12 protein-coding genes are annotated in these 14,762 nt (G+C 69.3%); 5 read left to right on the top strand and 7 right to left on the bottom strand.

Annotated elements, in window-relative coordinates:
* Window positions 1-78 precede the first annotated feature (78 nt).
* The 6 genes from IZR01_RS40710 to IZR01_RS40685 all read right to left on the bottom strand — a co-directional run bounded on the left by IZR01_RS40710 (window position 79) and on the right by IZR01_RS40685 (window position 7,183).
* Window positions 79-1,200, bottom strand: coding sequence for an ABC transporter ATP-binding protein (locus tag IZR01_RS40710; RefSeq protein ID WP_438939716.1), 1,122 nt, complete (start codon window positions 1,198-1,200; stop codon window positions 79-81).
* 257 nt (window positions 1,201-1,457) lie between these two features.
* Complete coding sequence (locus tag IZR01_RS40705) at window positions 1,458-2,603, bottom strand: ABC transporter ATP-binding protein (protein WP_194926962.1); 1,146 nt, start codon at window positions 2,601-2,603, stop codon at window positions 1,458-1,460.
* Window positions 2,603-3,613: an ABC transporter permease gene (locus tag IZR01_RS40700; protein WP_194891630.1), complete on the bottom strand. Its 1,011-nt coding sequence runs from the start codon at window positions 3,611-3,613 to the stop codon at window positions 2,603-2,605. Before IZR01_RS40700 ends, IZR01_RS40705 begins: the two co-directional genes overlap by 1 nt.
* Window positions 3,614-3,616: 3 nt before the next feature.
* Entirely contained in the window at window positions 3,617-4,603 is a 987-nt protein-coding gene (locus IZR01_RS40695) for an ABC transporter permease (RefSeq protein ID WP_194891631.1), read from the bottom strand.
* Window positions 4,604-5,054: 451 nt separating this feature from the next.
* A complete protein-coding gene (locus IZR01_RS40690; RefSeq protein ID WP_194891632.1) occupies window positions 5,055-5,981 on the bottom strand; it encodes a LacI family DNA-binding transcriptional regulator in 927 nt (308 codons plus the stop codon).
* A gap of 56 nt (window positions 5,982-6,037) precedes the next feature.
* The gene (locus IZR01_RS40685; protein WP_194926961.1) at window positions 6,038-7,183 is read right to left on the bottom strand and encodes a porin PorA family protein; all 1,146 of its coding nucleotides are present in this window, start codon (window positions 7,181-7,183) and stop codon (window positions 6,038-6,040) included.
* Window positions 7,184-7,396: 213 nt separating this feature from the next.
* Between IZR01_RS40685 and IZR01_RS40680 the strand changes: the two genes are divergently transcribed.
* Both IZR01_RS40680 and IZR01_RS40675 read left to right on the top strand, forming a co-directional pair.
* On the top strand, window positions 7,397-7,939 hold the full coding sequence (locus IZR01_RS40680; protein WP_194926960.1) for a SigE family RNA polymerase sigma factor: 543 nt from the start codon (window positions 7,397-7,399) through the stop codon (window positions 7,937-7,939).
* Entirely contained in the window at window positions 7,936-8,739 is an 804-nt protein-coding gene (locus IZR01_RS40675) for a hypothetical protein (protein ID WP_194926959.1), read from the top strand. The genes IZR01_RS40680 and IZR01_RS40675 overlap by 4 nt, the downstream gene beginning before the upstream one ends.
* Before the next feature lie 82 nt (window positions 8,740-8,821).
* On the opposite strand, the gene IZR01_RS40670 is transcribed toward IZR01_RS40675, so the two are convergent.
* The gene (locus tag IZR01_RS40670; protein ID WP_194926958.1) at window positions 8,822-12,244 is read right to left on the bottom strand and encodes a LamG-like jellyroll fold domain-containing protein; all 3,423 of its coding nucleotides are present in this window, start codon (window positions 12,242-12,244) and stop codon (window positions 8,822-8,824) included.
* 268 nt (window positions 12,245-12,512) lie between these two features.
* Here IZR01_RS40670 and IZR01_RS40665 point away from each other — a divergent pair, with 268 nt between their 5' ends.
* From IZR01_RS40665 to IZR01_RS40655, 3 genes are all read left to right on the top strand, one after another.
* A complete protein-coding gene (locus tag IZR01_RS40665; RefSeq protein WP_194891637.1) occupies window positions 12,513-12,956 on the top strand; it encodes an ester cyclase in 444 nt (147 codons plus the stop codon).
* 14 nt (window positions 12,957-12,970) lie between these two features.
* The gene (locus IZR01_RS40660; protein WP_194891638.1) at window positions 12,971-13,729 is read left to right on the top strand and encodes an SDR family NAD(P)-dependent oxidoreductase; all 759 of its coding nucleotides are present in this window, start codon (window positions 12,971-12,973) and stop codon (window positions 13,727-13,729) included.
* Between the two features lie 161 nt (window positions 13,730-13,890).
* A complete protein-coding gene (locus IZR01_RS40655) occupies window positions 13,891-14,517 on the top strand; it encodes a TetR/AcrR family transcriptional regulator (protein ID WP_194891639.1) in 627 nt (208 codons plus the stop codon).
* Window positions 14,518-14,762 lie beyond the last annotated feature (245 nt).

The raw sequence follows: 14,762 nt of genomic DNA, 5'->3' as shown, positions 1-14,762 counted from the left end.
GGCGGGGGACGCCCGCAGTCCCCCTTCACCGCTGTTGCTCTTCATGCGTTTCTCCTGTCGGTTGTGGTGCCTCGTGCCTTAGTTCTCGTCTGTGGCGCCGTCCACCGATTCCGCGGCTTGCACGGTGGCGGTCGCGGTAGCAGCGGCGGTAGCTATGGCAGTGGCAGTGCCGGTAGCGGCCGCACTCAGTGGTTCGCGCTGATCATCATCGAGCTCTGAGACGTGCAGCCAGCACGCCGAGACGTGGTCCTCGCCCACCGTCCGCGGTTCCGGCGACCGGACCGCGCACACCTTCATCGCGAACGGGCAGCGCGGATGGAACCGGCAGCCGGCCGGCGGGCTCACCAGGCTCGGCGGCGCGCCCCGGCCGCGCAGCACCGGGGTCTCGGCGCGCGCCGGATCCGGCGCGGCACTGAGCAGCAGCTGGGTGTAGGGGTGGGCGGGCTCGTCGGTGATCCGGGTGGCGGGCCCGGACTCCACGACCTGGCCGGCGTACATCACCACGATGCAGTCGGCGAGGTACCGCGCCGAGGCGATGTCGTGGGTGACGTACATGGTGGCCAGGTTCTCGCCGGAGCGCAGATCGTCCAGCAGGTTGAGCACCCCGAGCCGGATCGACACGTCGAGCATCGAGACCGGCTCGTCGGCCAGCAGGACCCGCGGCCCCACCGCCAGGCCGCGGGCGATCGCGACCCGCTGGCGCTGGCCGCCGGACAGTTCGTGCGGGTACTTGTCGAGGTAGTCCTGGGCCGGGGTGAGCGAGACCCGTTCCAGCAGCTGCCGCATCCGCTCGGCCCGTTCGGCGCGGCCCAGCTTGGTGTGCAGCTTGAGCGGGCGCTCCAGGTGGTAGCGCACGGTGTGCACGGAGTTCAGGGACGAGAACGGGTCCTGCAACACCAGGTGCACGCTGCTGGTGTACTTGCGCCGCGCCCTCGCCCCGGTGCCGACCGGTTCGCCGTCCAACAGGACCTGGCCGGCTGTGGGCTTGATCAGGCCGGTGAGCAGCCGGGCCAGCGTCGACTTCCCGCTGCCGCTCTCGCCGACCACCGCGGTGACGGTGCCGGCCGGCAGGACCATGGAGATGTCCTCCACGGCGTGCACCACCTGGCCCCGGCCGATTCCGCTGTGCAGCGGGAAGTGCTTGACCAGGCCGCGGGCCTCCAGCGCCGGGGTTCCGGGACGCCGGGGACCGTGGACCACCTTGGACGGCGCAGCGGACTCGGCGCGCTCAGTGGGTTCGGCACGCTTGACCGACTCGATGCGCTCGCTGGATTCGGCCTGCTCGCTCGATTCGGCACGCTTAACCGGCTCGGCACTCTCGGTGGATTCAGCGTGCTCGGCCGACTCGACGCGCTCGCTTGATTCGGCCTGCTCGTTGGAACCGGCGCGCTCGGCAGCCTCGGCCGGTTCAATGCCATCGACCGACTCAATGGATTCGGGCTCGGCGGATTCGGCGCTCATGAGGTGCTCCTGGACAGATCGCCGGGGCGCGGCGCCGCAGGCGTGGCGAGCAGTGGGAAGACGCGGGCCAGCGGCTCGGGCGGATCCTGCCGGCCGTCCTGAAGCCAGCAGGCCGTGACCCGGTCGCCGCCCTCATCGGCCGGCCGGGTCAACGGCGGCTCCTGCGTACGGCAGCGGTCCATCGCGTACGGGCAGCGCGGGTGGAACTTGCAGCCGTCCGGCATCGCGGCCAGGGACGGCGGCGAGCCCGGGATGCCCTCCATCCGCACCCGCTCGCCGTGCAGGCTCGGGAACGAACTCAGCAGACCGAGGCTGTAGGGGTGGCGCGGCGCGTGGAACAGCTCCGCGGCCCTGGCCCGCTCGACGATCCGCCCGGCGTACATGATGGCGATGGAGTCGGCGAGCTCGATCAGCAGCGACAGGTCGTGGGTGATGAAGATGACCGCGAAGCCCAGCTTGTCCCGCAGCGCCATCAGCTCTTCGAGGATCTCGCGCTGGGTGACCACGTCCAGCGCGGTCGTCGGCTCGTCCATGATGACGATCTGCGGTTGCAGGATCAGCGCCATCGCGATCATCACGCGCTGGCGCATGCCGCCGGAGAGCTCGTGCGGGTAGCTGCGCAGCCGGTCGGCGTTGATCCCGACCATCCGCAGCATCTCCACCGCCCGCGCCCGCCGCTGTTCGGCGGACATCTCCGGCCGGTGGACCCGCAGCACATCAGTGAGCTGGTTCTCGACCCGGGCCACCGGGTTCAGCGCGTGCATCGCGCTCTGGAACACCACGGCTATCTCCGACCACCGGTAGCGCCGCAGCTGATGGGCGTCGGCGGCCAGCAGGTCCACCTCGGTGACCTGGCCGGTCTCGGCCGACCGGGAGTGGAACACGACGTCGCCGCCGGTGATCACGCCGGGCGCGCGCAGCAGCCGGGTCAGCGCGTAGGCGAGCGTGGACTTGCCCGAACCGCTCTCCCCCGCGATCCCCAGGACCTCGCCCCGGCGCAGCACCAGATCGGCGTCGGTCACGGCCCGGACCGCCTCCGCGCCCAAGCCGTAGTCGACACACAGGCCGCGGACTTCCAGGACCGGACCCGCCGGCGCCTCGCTGTTCGCCGGATCCGGCGATACCAGAGCGTCGTCGGCCATCAGCTCTCTCCTTCCATGACAGGAGCCGGGACATCAGAGTTCGGCGACCTGTCCGCCCGGACGACCGGAGTCAGCCCGAGTTGGAACCGCACGCCGCGCCGGCTGCCCTTGCGGGACCGGACCCGCGGGTTGACGATCTCGTCGATGCCGAAGTTCAGCAGCGCCAGCCCGATGCCCAGCAGCGCCACGCACAGCGCCGGCGGCGCGTACCACCACCAGTCGTTCGAGATCATCGCGCTGGCGCCCTGGGCGTTCTGGATCATCGTGCCCCAGGACGCCTGCGCCGGGTTGATGATGCCGAGGATGGACAGCACGACGTAGATCCCGATGCCGTAGATGACGGTGAAGATGAAGGACGAGGCCAGGATCGGCAGCAGATTGGGCAGGATCTCCGAGACGATGATCCGCGGCCGGCGCTCGCCGATGATCCGCGCGGACTCCACATAGTCCTGGTCGCGCAGGGCGAGCGTCTGCGCGCGCAGCACGCGGGCGCCGTATGCCCAGGCCGTCAGGGCTATGACAGACCCGATGAGGATCGGGTTGTCGGTGTCCCCGGCGGGCAGCGGCTTCATCACGACCATGAGGATCAGCAGGCCCGGCAGCGCCAGGAAGATGTTGGCGATGATGGACAGCACGTCGTCGACGAGCCCGCCGATGTAGCCGGCCGTCACCCCGAACAGGATCGACAGGACGCTGGCGACGATGCCCGCGACGAACGCGATGACCATCGTCGAACGGCCCCCGGCCAGCACCTGCGAGAGGATGTCGTGCTGCTGGCGGTCCGTGCCGAGCCAGAATTTCGCCGACGGCGGCTGGGCGAAGGCGCTGGAGTTGCTGGCCTGCCAGCTCGCCGAGTGCGGGGCCAGGGTCGGGCCGAAGATGGCGATGAAGACGAAGAAGGCGAGGATGGCGGCGCCGACGACGATCTTCGGCGACTTGGTGATACGGGACTTGCGGCGCCTGGCGCCGGTCCCGGCGGGCTCTGCGGTGGCGACACCCACGACGGACATGGTTCAGGCCTCCCGGCGGGCGCGCGGGTCGAGGATCACATAGACGATGTCGGCCAGGAAGTTGACGGCCAGCACCGCGAAGGTGACGCACAGCAGGATGCCCTGCATGAGCGGATAGTCGGCGTCGAGTGTGGCGTTGTTGATCGCCAGGCCCAGGCCGGGATAGCTGAAGACGATCTCGGTGACGATCGAGCCGGTCACGATCAGGCTGACGGACAGGGCCAGCGAGGAGATGGACGGCAGGATCGCGTTGCGCGCCGCCACCCACACCACCCGCCAGCGGGGCAGCCCCTTGGCCGCGGCGACCAGGACGTAGTCCTCGTCCATGGTCGTGATCATCACGTTGCGCATGCCGAGGATCCAGCCGGCTATCGAGGCCAGGACGATCGTCAGGACCGGCAGCACGCCGTGGTCCGCCACGCTGCCGATGAAGCCGGTGTTCCACCCCGGTTCCACCGTCGAGTCCCGGGTGATGTCATAGCCGCCAGCCAACGGGAACCACTGCCACAGGTAGCCCATCGTCATCAGCAGCAGGAACGCCAGGATGTAGTACGGGATCGCCTGGAAGAACGTCGCGACCGGCAGCAGCGTGTCGAGCAGCCCGCCGCGGCGCCAGCCGGCGATCACCCCCAGGAACGTACCGAGCACGAAGGCGATGACCGTGGCGGTCCCGATCAGCCCGATGGTCCACGGCAGGTCCGCGCCCAGGACCTGGGTCACCGGGACCGACTTGCTGGTCGAGGTGCCCAGATCGCCGTGCAGCAGGTTACTGATATAGGTCGCGTACTGGGACATCAGGCCCTTGCCGCCGGAACCGTATTCGGCCTCCAGCGCGTGCAGCTCGTCCGGCGTGATCGGCGCGGAGCGGATGGAGCTGAGCACCGCCTGCAGGGCACTGCCGGGGAGCATACGGGGCAGGAAGAAGTTGAGCGTCACGGCCGACCAGGCGGCGAGAACGTAGAACGCGAGCCTGCGCAGAATGGCTCTCACAGGACGCACCCCCTTCTTCTCGCCCGCGACGTCGTCGCCGGAATACGAATCATGAGACTGCCTACATTTCGGGGACCGCGCGCTGAACTCGGACTGGGTGGCACGGACGGCGGCCGGATGGGAGTCGCGATGGTGCTCTCGCCTTGCGGATTGCCGGTACCGTAACCGAAAGAGAGCGCTCTCACAAGGCTCCAGGAGCCGTTACCCAGGCGTTACCGGCTGCCGACGAACCGCGCCCCACACTCCGTTGATCTTGGCTTCAGGAGGCTTATGTACGCCTGGATCACTGGAACGCGCAGGTGGAAGCCACAACCAGGTTCGGACGACGGCAATGGACGCTCTCATGGCGCGGCAGGCCGCCCGCCCGAAATGCGTGAGAGCGCTCTCTTGAGACTCGCCGCGCACGCCCCCTGAGACGATCTTGGCTTCGCGCCGGTGCCGGCGACACCGATCAGGATGCCGCGACGGCGGCGCAGGATTCGCGGATCACGAGCCGGGTGGGCACGAGCAGCGGTTCGGCCGCGCGCCGCTCCGGGAGGGGATCGCCGTCAGCAGACTTCATGGCGACGGTCCGCATGGCGACGGTCCGCAACAACGACTCCACCGCCCCGGCGCTGATGGCCGCCGGATCCTGCGCCACCGCGGTGAGTCCGGGCCGCACCAGCGAAGCCGCCTCGGCATCGTCGAACCCGATCACGGAGACCTCGCCGGGCACCGGCACACCGAGGTCGGCCAGCGCCCGCAGGACCCCGACCGCCATCCGGTCCCCGGCGGCGAAGATCGCGGTGGGCGGCTCGGGCAGCGACATCAGACGCCGCGCGCAGGCATAGCCGCTTTCCTCCGTGTACTCACCGGACACGACGTACTCGGGCCGGACCGGCGTGCCCGTCCTGGCCATCTCGAAGCGGTAGCCGACGAGCCGTTCGACGGCCGGCATCTGCGACAGCGGTCCGGTGATCACGGCGACGGCCCGGTGCCCGAGCCCGTGCAGGTGGCCGACCGCCGAGGCGGCACCGGCCCGATGATCGGAGGCGACATAGGTCGTGCGGTTCCGATACAGCGGCAGATCCACCGCCACGCAGGCCAATCCGGAGGCGGTCAGCGCGGTGAGCGCCGGATGCCCCTCGTCGACCCCCATGACGATCACGCCGTCCAGACCGTTCCGGCCGGCGGCGGCCACGTAGGCGTCGACGCCGTCGTGCGGGCGCGCCGCGGCGAGCAGCACCAGATCGGTGCCGGTCGCGCTCAACCGCCGCCGGACACCGGCGAAGACGTCGACGAGCAACGGCACGCGCCGACCGGCCCCGCCGAAGTCCGCGTCCCACACCATTCCGACGGCGACGCCCTCGGATCCGGCGGGCTCTGGGGTATCGGTCATGCCCGCACGGTATCCGGCCGCTCAGCGCGGCCTCAAGGGCGAAGCGATGTGCCGCTTCACTCGTCCTCGGCAGTCGGTTCGAAGGCCTCCGGTTCGGCATCGCCAGCATCGTTTGCGTTGCCTGCGTTGCTTGCAGTGCCTGCATCGGTCGGACCGGTCCCACCGGTCGGACCGACCGCGGCGCCGCTCGCGGTGCCGGCCGAGTCGGCGGTCCGCGGGCGCCGGCCCGCCAGCACCGCGCCGACGATCAGCGCCAAGGCCAGGACCACCAGAGCCAGGGGCGCGACAGCACCCTCCCACAGCAGCTTCGACTGGTCGTCCTTGGACTGCTTGACCGCGTCCGCGATCCCGGCCGGCGACATCTTGGTGTCCACGTCCAGCACCGCCGTCAGCGGCACCGTCCCCAGCTTCGTCTTCATCTGCGCCGTCACCGTCTGGTGGGCGTCGGCGTCGACAGTGGTGCCGCTGAGCTGGTCCACCCACATCGTGGTAGTCGTCGAGGACGTATAGCTCAGCGGCACCATCACGCTGTCCCCGCCCGGCGGCAGCAGCGCCGCCAGCGCGCCCTGCATGGCCGGGGCCATCGTCGCGGCGAGGCCCTTGAGCACCGAGACCGGCACCGCCGGCGGCAGTTGCGCCAGTGTGGCCGGGTCCTTCTCCGCCCCGGAGGCGTCCACGGTGAACACATAGGTGGAGCGGCCGACGTGGCTTTCGCTGCGCACGTACTTCGCAGTGGCCTGCGTACCGGTCGCCCCGTCCCACCACGGGTAGTCGTGTTTGTCGGGCGAGAACGCGAAACCGACCGCCAGGCCCTGGTGGGCGTCGGCGGTGACGCCGGCCGGCGCGGCGGCGGGCATCAGGGTCTTGCGGTCGACGGCCCACGTCGACGTGGGGTTGCCGAGCACGCCGCCGGCACCGCTGATCGCGGTCACATCCGAGAGCACCGCGACGTTTCCGTGCATGCCGATCGCCTTCACGGTCTCCACCGCCGTGAACGGCGCGTTCTTGACGAACGCATTCGCCAGATCACCGCCGGCCACCGCTTGCTGGTTGAGATACGAGGCGGTCCCGGCGTAGCGGGTGACGGTGTTCTGGTCGCTCTGGACGCGCTCGGCGTCCGGCACCAGCTTGAACCGGATCACCCCGGCGACGGCGGCGCACACGATGGCGCCGGCGGTGAATACGAGAACTGACTTACGCATGTTTATCGATTCCTGACACGCCCGGGGACAGGGTGAACCGCGAAAAGCAGCGCTGTGACCGTCGTCACAGCGAGCCGTGTCCGGAAGGGTAGCCCCAGCTACCTGTCAGTAGGAAGGGGCGAGCTGAACAATTCTCACGTTCCATGATCCGCCGGCCGAAGGGGCAACCTTCTCTGCCGTCTTCGCATCGTGCGAAAGTGAAGGGGGGTCGGCATGCCCAACACACAAGACTCGTCCGATGACGGCTTCGATCGCTTCATGGCCGAACGGTGGCCGCGCGTCGTCCGTTCGGCGTTCCTGCTCACCGGGAACCAGCACGACGCCGAGGACCTGGCGCAGGCGGCGTTCGAGCGGGCGTGCGCCGCGTGGGGACGGGTACGGCGCGCGGACAACCCGGACGCGTATCTGCACCGCGTCCTCGTGAACTGCAATCGCGGACGGTTCCGCACGCGCCGGGTGATCGAGACTCCGGTAGCCGTGCTGCCCGAAGGGCTGCAAAACGTCGGGGACCACTCAGAGGCGCACAGCGAACGCGACGCTCTGATGGCGGTGCTGAACGACCTCGCGCCCCGGCAGCGGGCCGTCATCGTCCTGCGGTACTACGAAGACCTCACCGAGGCCCAGACCGCCGACATCCTCCGCTGCTCGGTCGGGACCGTCAAAAGCCAGACGTCCAAGGCGCTGGCCCGGCTGCGGAAAAACGGCCGGCTCGCCGAGTTCGCGCAGACGTCCAAGAGCCAGAAGGGAGCCGCGTGACCATGTACGACACCATCGACGACGACACCGAGCCCGACACCGACGCGCTGCGGTCGGGCCTGCGGACCCGGGCGGATCTCGTCACGATCTCCGTGCCGCCGATCCCGGCGGTTCGGGAGCGCGCGCGGCGGCGTCGGACCCGGCGCCTGGTTCGAGCGCTGTCGGGCGTGGCCGCCGCGAGCGCGGTGGTCGGCGGTGTCCTGGTCTGGGCGCCGGGGCGGGAAAGCGACGACGGCGCGCCGACGACGACGGCGCCTTGGCCGACGCCTTCGCCTTCGCTCTCCCCTTCGTCTTCGCCTTCGCTGGCTGTGTCGACATCGGAGTACCTGCGAGCCGCGGATCTGGGCGCCGGATGGACCGGTCCGGTCGGCTCGACGACAAGCCCTCAGCTGGACATGGGCAGCGCGTGCGAGGAGGAGGGCGTCTTCCACCCGCAGATACCGGTGGCACCCACCCTGAACTTCCGCTACACCTTCTCGCCGCCCGGGAAACCAGCGATCGAAGCGTTCGAAGCGGTCTACACGTTCGCCCCCGGCACCGGGAATGCGGTCATGAATCGGGTGGACACAGCCCTCGGACTCCTCTGCGAGCAAGCAGAAGACGTCAGAGCGCTGGACACGCCGACCGTCGACGACGATTCGACCGCGTACACGACCGGTGGAGGCAACTGCTACATCCTCGTGCGAAGCGGCGACCAGGTGGCTTCAGTAGTCGTCCCCGTCATGCCCAGCGGCTCGGACGCGACAGCGTGGATCGATCTGGTGACGAGACAGATGGGCAAGCGCCTGACCGGTGGCTGAGCGGCTGAGCTGTAGGCAGCAGTCAGGCTGACCGCGAGTGGGTCAGCCTGACTGCGGGTGGGTCAGCCTGATTACTTGTGGATCAGCCGAGCGCGGACACCTGAGCGGCCGTGAGCGCCGTCGGGAAGATCTGGACGTCGTCCAGGCCTCCCGGCCAGAAATCCGTTTGCTGCGCACCGAATTTGCCGCGCCCGATCACGAGCGGGCCGGTCGCCAAGTCCGCCGGTGCGACGGTCGTCGTGCCGGCGAGCGTGCCGTTGACGTAGATGGACATGGTGTTCGCCGCCGCGTCCCGGACCCCGACGATGTGGTACCAGGTGCCAGTCGCCGGGGACCCGCCGTTCGCACCACTGTTGCCGACCGCCCGGGCGTTGGCGTTACTGAAGGCGAACCGGTCGTCGGCGGAGTCGTACTGCAAGAAGAACACGCTGTTCACCGTGCCGTCCTCGCTGACCGCGGTGGCGAACGCGCCCTTCTTGCCCAGGTTGACCCACGCCGCGACGCTGTAACTCTGGCCGCTGTTGAGCAGCGGTCCCTGGGTCTGCGCGTACTGGTCGGTCCCGTTCAGCTGGAGCCCGCCGCCGTTCGGCCCGGACGTTTCCCAGGCCCCGCCGTTCGGCAGGCTCGCGTCATCGCCGTTGCCGGACGTGTCCTTGGCGACGGTCCCGGAGCCGTCGGCCAGCGGCCAGTGCCCTGCTTTGCTGACGACGTTCTGGCCGCAGTCACCGGCGGTGCTCCCGGCCGCGATCACCTTGGCGTTGGCGGCCGCGACCTGGGAGACGTCCATCTTCGACACCCGGCGGTCGTAGGTCCACAGCCCGTTGACCTCGCCCTCCACGTCGGTCAACTGGGTGTATACGCCCCCTGAGAGTTGGCACTGGGCCTCTTCGCTGAGCGCGTCGGCCGTCTGCACGAACTTCTGGGTCAGCTGCGCGCTGTCGGCGGCCCCGGCGTAGTTGATGAAGCCCTGGTCCCAGTCGTGGGCCGGGATGGCGAGCCCCCAGCCGCCGTGCTCGCCGTCGATGGCGGGCCGGTTGTCCGCGTTGTCGGGCTGCGGGTCGGCCGGACCGGTGTAGGTGTGCCAGTCGACGACGTTGCCGGCGCCGGTGTCGGTGTTCACGCTGCCGCAGCAGTTGAAGCCCGACTCGGCGTCGACGAGCCGGCTCGGATCGTCGGCGTGGACCTGCGCGGCGGCTGCCTTGACCTCGCTGACCGCGTTGGAGACGGTGTTCCGGTCCAGGCCCCAGCCCTCGTTGTAGGGCTCCCACGAGATGATAGACGTCTCCCCGCGCAGGTCCTGGACCATCTGGTGCAGCTGCGACCGGAACGCGGTGTCGTCCGCCGGGGTCGGGGTGTACCCGGAGTTCATCGACGGCATGTCCTGGAGCACGAGCATCCCGGTGGTGTCGGCGTCGTAGTACCACCGCGCCGGCTCGACCTTGATGTGCTTGCGGATCGCGTTGAAGCCCATCGCCTTGGTCTCGGTGATGTCCCACTTCAGCGCGGAGTCGGTCGGCGCGGTGTAGATGCCGTCCGGCCAGAAGCCCTGATCGAGGGTCGCGTCGACGAAGGTCGGTTTACCGTTCAGCAGGATCTTGCTGACCCCGTTCACCTTCCCGGTGCTCACCGTGCGTTCGCCGAAGTACGAACCGACCTGGTCCCACGAGAACCCGTCGATCAGCGTCGCCGTAGCCTGATACAGGAACGGATCGGACGGCGACCACAGCCGCGGATCCTTCAGGGGGATGGTGAACGAGGTGTTCGCCCTCCCGACGCCCTCGGCCACGATCCGCCGGCCGTCGGTGATGGCCACCGAGACGAAGCCGCCGGCCGAGGTGCCGCTGACCGCGTCCACGGTCACCGAGGCGTTCGCGGTGCTCGGCGCGTTCGGCAGGTTCGGGGTGAACACGACCTGGTCCAGACGCTTGGCCGCGGTCGGCTCCATCCACACGGTCTGCCAGATGCCGCTGGAGGCGGTATAGAAGATCCCTGACGGATCGAGCTGCTGCTTGCCCTGGGGCTGGTTGGGCGCGTCGGTGTTGGTGACCCCCACGGTGATCTGCTGCGGGCCGGAACCCTTCAGAGCCGCGGTGATGTCGGCGCTGAACGGCAGATAGCCACCGGTGTGCGTGGCCACCTGGACGTTGTTCACCCAGACCGTCGTCTGGTAGTTGACGGCACCGAAGTTGAGCACGACCCGCTGTCCGTCGGTGCGCCACGAGGCCGGGACGGTGAACGTGCGCCGGTAGAAGGAGTAGTCGTAGTGCTGCTGGACGCCGGACAGTTCCGACTCCATCGGATACGGCACGACGATCGATCCGGTCAGGTGCGCGTTGTCCGCCGGCTGCGTCTGGACCTCGGTCGCGCCGGTGCTCTCGGGCAACCCTTCGAAGCCCCACTTGCCGTTGAGGGACTGCCACCGCTGGCGCGTCATCTGCGGGCGCGGGTAGTCCGGGAGCGGGTTGTTCGGGTCGACCTGCGATGCCCACGGCGTGGTCATGTTCGCCGTCGAGGTGTTCGCCAGACCGCTGTAGAACAGTGGGACAGCCGTGCCGTCGGCGTAGGCGGCGCCGCCGGTCCCGTCATAGCCGACGGTGAGGTCGGTCCAGGTCTTGTAGAGCGGACCGCCGAGGGTGACCACGAGCGTCGCCGGATCGCTGGGATCCAGCGCCGCCGAGGAGATCGGGAACCCGCCGACACTCAGGTGGCCGGTCGCCGCCGACGGCCAGGCAGCCAGCGGCTTGCTGAACGTCATCCGGACCCGCGTGCCGTCGCTGGAGAGCGAGGCGTCGGTCAGGGTCGGAATGTAACCGGGCGGCAACGTGAAGGCCGAGGCGGGCACCGCGGTCATCGACTGGCCGGGCGGCGCCCAGGACAGCTGCGCGGACGCGCCGCCGTAGTCCTGGAAGTACTGCGCCTGCAAGGCGTGCTCGCCCGCGGTGAGGTTCACGGTGGCGGTGATCGGGACGTCCCAGTCGTCGACCCAGTGGTCGATGACGGAGCCGCCGTCGATCGTCATCCGGAAGCCGTTGTCCCCGTACCACTGGAAGGTGTAGCTGCCGGTGGTCGGGAGGTGGATGACGCCGGTCCACTGGACGCCGGCGTCGGTGCTCCCGCCGGTGAACTGCTGCAAGCGGGGCAGGAGGTTCGAGAAGTCGATGTTGGGGTCGACGATGGTGTTCTTCACCGGCCCCAGGGTCCAGTCGCTGCCTCCGGGGGTGCCTGTGGCGGGGCCGTATTGGGCTTCGAGACCTGGGTATTCGGTCGTTGCCGGCGTGGTGGATGCGGTGGTCAACGCGGCGGTCGAGGCTGCGGTGGCTGCGGTGGCTGCGGTGGTCGATGCGGTTGTCGATGCGGCGGAACGCAGGGTGCTGCTGCCAGCGTCGGCCGCGGCAGCCGTCGGCAAACACAGGCCGGCGACGACGGCGAGGGCCGCGAGCACGGCCGACAGGCGCAGGGGACGACGGGGTGGCTTGCGGGGTGGCTGATGACGAGGGCTGGACATCAGGCTTTTCCTTCCGAGCCGGGACAGCTGGAGTTCGGATCGGCATCTGTTGTGGTCTGTTCGCCTTTACAACGTTGTACAGGACGTCAGCGAACAACTTTCAACACAAGCCGTCAAGAACTCTTTACCTAGTCTTGACTCAGCCTGTTGCCGATGGGCGAAGTAAACGGTACAGTAGAGTTTACTTCCGGGGACGGTGAGACGGCCCCACCCGGGCGCCCGCCGAAGCCACCCCTTTGCCCTTCCAAGACTTCGCCAAGGAGCCACCATGTCCACGAACACCGCGTCCACGAACGACCGCAGCGAGATCGAAGCCGTCGCCCGCCGCTTCTACCAGGTCATCGAGACCGGCGACGAGGCCGTGGTCGACCAGACCCTCGCCGCCGACTGGGAATGCGTCCCGCCCCTGCGCCACGGCACCGGGCCCGAGGGCTACAAGCAGCTGATCGACGGGCTGCGCAAGACGTTCCCGGACATGACCGTCACCGTGCAGGACGTCCTGGTCGACGGTGACAAGGTCGCCGTGCGCACGCTCGCCCGCGGCACGCACAGCGCCGAGCTCATGGGCGTCCCGGCCACCGGCCGGCCGGCCGAGTACCGGGCCTGCGACATCCACCGGGTGGCCGACGGCCGGATCGTGCAGTCCTGGCACCTTGAGGACTTCTTCGGACTCCTCGGGCAGCTCGGCGCCACCTTCAGCGCGAACTCCTGAGACGGACTGCCGAGATGAGTCTTATCGGAAAGACCGCCGTGGTCACCGGAGCGGGCCGAGGCATCGGGCTCGCGTACTGCCGGCGGTTGGCGGCCGACGGCGCCAACGTCGTCGCACTCGACGTCAACGATCCGGCCGAGGCCCTCGCCGCGCTGACCGGCCCCGGGGAAAAGGTCGGCCACGTGTGCGACCTGGCCCGGCCCGAGCAGATCGAGGCGGCCGCGGCAGCGGTGCTCGAACGCTTCGGACGGTGCGACATCCTGGTCAACAACGCCGCGATCTTCCCGACCACCGACCTGGAGACCGTCACCCTCCAGGTGTGGCGGACAGTCCAGGCGGTCAACGTCGAGGCGATGCTGTTGCTCGCCCAGGCGTTCGTCCCGGGCATGAAGGCCGCCGGCTGGGGCCGCGTCGTCAATACCGGCTCGGCCAACACCCTGCTGCAAACACGCGACCTGGCGTATGTCACCAGCAAGGGCACCGTCCACGCGCTCACCCGCGCACTGGCCAACGAGCTCGGCGAGAGCGGGATCACGGTCAACGCGATCGCGCCGAGCATCGTGGCCACCGAGGGTTTCACCGGGCGTTCCCGGCCCGCCGGGCCGAGCGCCCAGGACGTCCTGGCCCGGGTCTCGTCCATGCAGACCATCAAGCGGGCCTCGGTGCCCGACGACCTCGGCGACGCCCTCGGCTTCCTGGTCTCCGACGCCGCCGGATTCATCACCGGCCAGATCCTGCACGTCGATGGGGGGCTGACCAGAACCGGAGCCTGAGGCGCGTCCTGGGGCGGGGCCTGAGACCCGCGGCCCGAGGCCTGGGACTCGCACACGGATCGGTGGGCCTGCCCGCGACAGGCCCACCGATTATGCTGCTGCAAACGCCGGCGATCAGATCGTCGCCGCGGCTCCGACGATCATCGCGAGGAAGGCGAACCATGGCGCGCAGGGGTGCGGAACTGCGGGAGCACATCCTGTGGACCGCCAAGGACGTGTTCATCGAGGAGGGCTTCGAGCGCACCTCGATGGACGTCGTCGCCGCCCGGGCCGAGACCTCCAAGCGCTCCCTGTACGCGCACTTCCCCAGCAAGGACGTACTGTTCCAGTCGGTCCTGGAGCTCGTCCGGGAGCTCTACCTCGGCCGACTGAAGACCCCCGCCGACTACGGCGACGACCCGGCCGAGGCAGTCGTCGCGTTCTGCGGCCGCTTCCTCCAGCTCCAACTGTGGACCGCGGCACTGCGCACCTTCAGGCTCGGGGTCGCCGAGGCCGAACGACGACCCGACGCCGCCGCCCTGTACCACGAAGCGATCTTCGATATCCCACAGCAGCGGCTCGCGTCCTACATCGCCGACCGCTACCAGACCGACGCCGAGACCTCACAGGAGGCTGCGAAACTGCTGTTCGGCCGTGCCGTCTACCCCGAACTGGTGGGCGCCCTGTTCGGGTGCAGGACACCGCTGGCCGTGCGGCCGGAAGAGGAAACGCTCGCGGTGGACGTGGACCTCGAGCCGCTGCGGGTAGCCGTCGCGCGCTTGCTGCCGCCGACTCCCGCGCGCCGCTGAGGGTTCTCCCCCGCCGCGTTGACGGCGATCAGTTCTCGCATACGCTCCGCGTCTTCGGTCTTCGGTCTTCGGTCTTCGGTCTTCGGTCTTCGGTCTTCGGTCTTCGGTCTTCGGTCTTCGGTCGTCGGTCGTCGGTCGCCGGTCGCCGGTCGGGATCCGTTCCCGGTCGACGCTGCGGGCCAGCATGACCCGACCCGCTGCTGAACGGTTCACTGCTGAGGCGACGGCGCGGGGCTTCTTTGGGG

Origin of the sequence: Catenulispora pinisilvae, assembly GCF_015356865.1 — a bacterium.
In the GTDB taxonomy this organism is placed as follows: Bacteria; Actinomycetota; Actinomycetes; order Streptomycetales; family Catenulisporaceae; genus Catenulispora; species Catenulispora pinisilvae.
The sequence above is the reverse complement of the archived record's forward strand: the minus strand, read 5'-3'. Positions and strand labels throughout refer to the sequence as shown.

Excerpts from the sequence above, each read along its gene's own strand:
- IZR01_RS40705 (WP_194926962.1), bottom strand. The coding sequence starts at position 2,603 with ATGGCCGACGACGCTCTGGTATCGCCGGATCCGGCGAACAGCGAGGCG.
- IZR01_RS40700 (WP_194891630.1), bottom strand. The coding sequence starts at position 3,613 with ATGTCCGTCGTGGGTGTCGCCACCGCAGAGCCCGCCGGGACCGGCGCC.
- IZR01_RS40690 (WP_194891632.1), bottom strand. The coding sequence starts at position 5,981 with ATGACCGATACCCCAGAGCCCGCCGGATCCGAGGGCGTCGCCGTCGGA.
- IZR01_RS40685 (WP_194926961.1), bottom strand. The coding sequence starts at position 7,183 with ATGCGTAAGTCAGTTCTCGTATTCACCGCCGGCGCCATCGTGTGCGCC.
- IZR01_RS40680 (WP_194926960.1), top strand. The coding sequence starts at position 7,397 with ATGCCCAACACACAAGACTCGTCCGATGACGGCTTCGATCGCTTCATG.
- IZR01_RS40670 (WP_194926958.1), bottom strand. The coding sequence starts at position 12,244 with ATGTCCAGCCCTCGTCATCAGCCACCCCGCAAGCCACCCCGTCGTCCC.
- IZR01_RS40665 (WP_194891637.1), top strand. The coding sequence starts at position 12,513 with ATGTCCACGAACACCGCGTCCACGAACGACCGCAGCGAGATCGAAGCC.
- IZR01_RS40660 (WP_194891638.1), top strand. The coding sequence starts at position 12,971 with ATGAGTCTTATCGGAAAGACCGCCGTGGTCACCGGAGCGGGCCGAGGC.
- IZR01_RS40655 (WP_194891639.1), top strand. The coding sequence starts at position 13,891 with ATGGCGCGCAGGGGTGCGGAACTGCGGGAGCACATCCTGTGGACCGCC.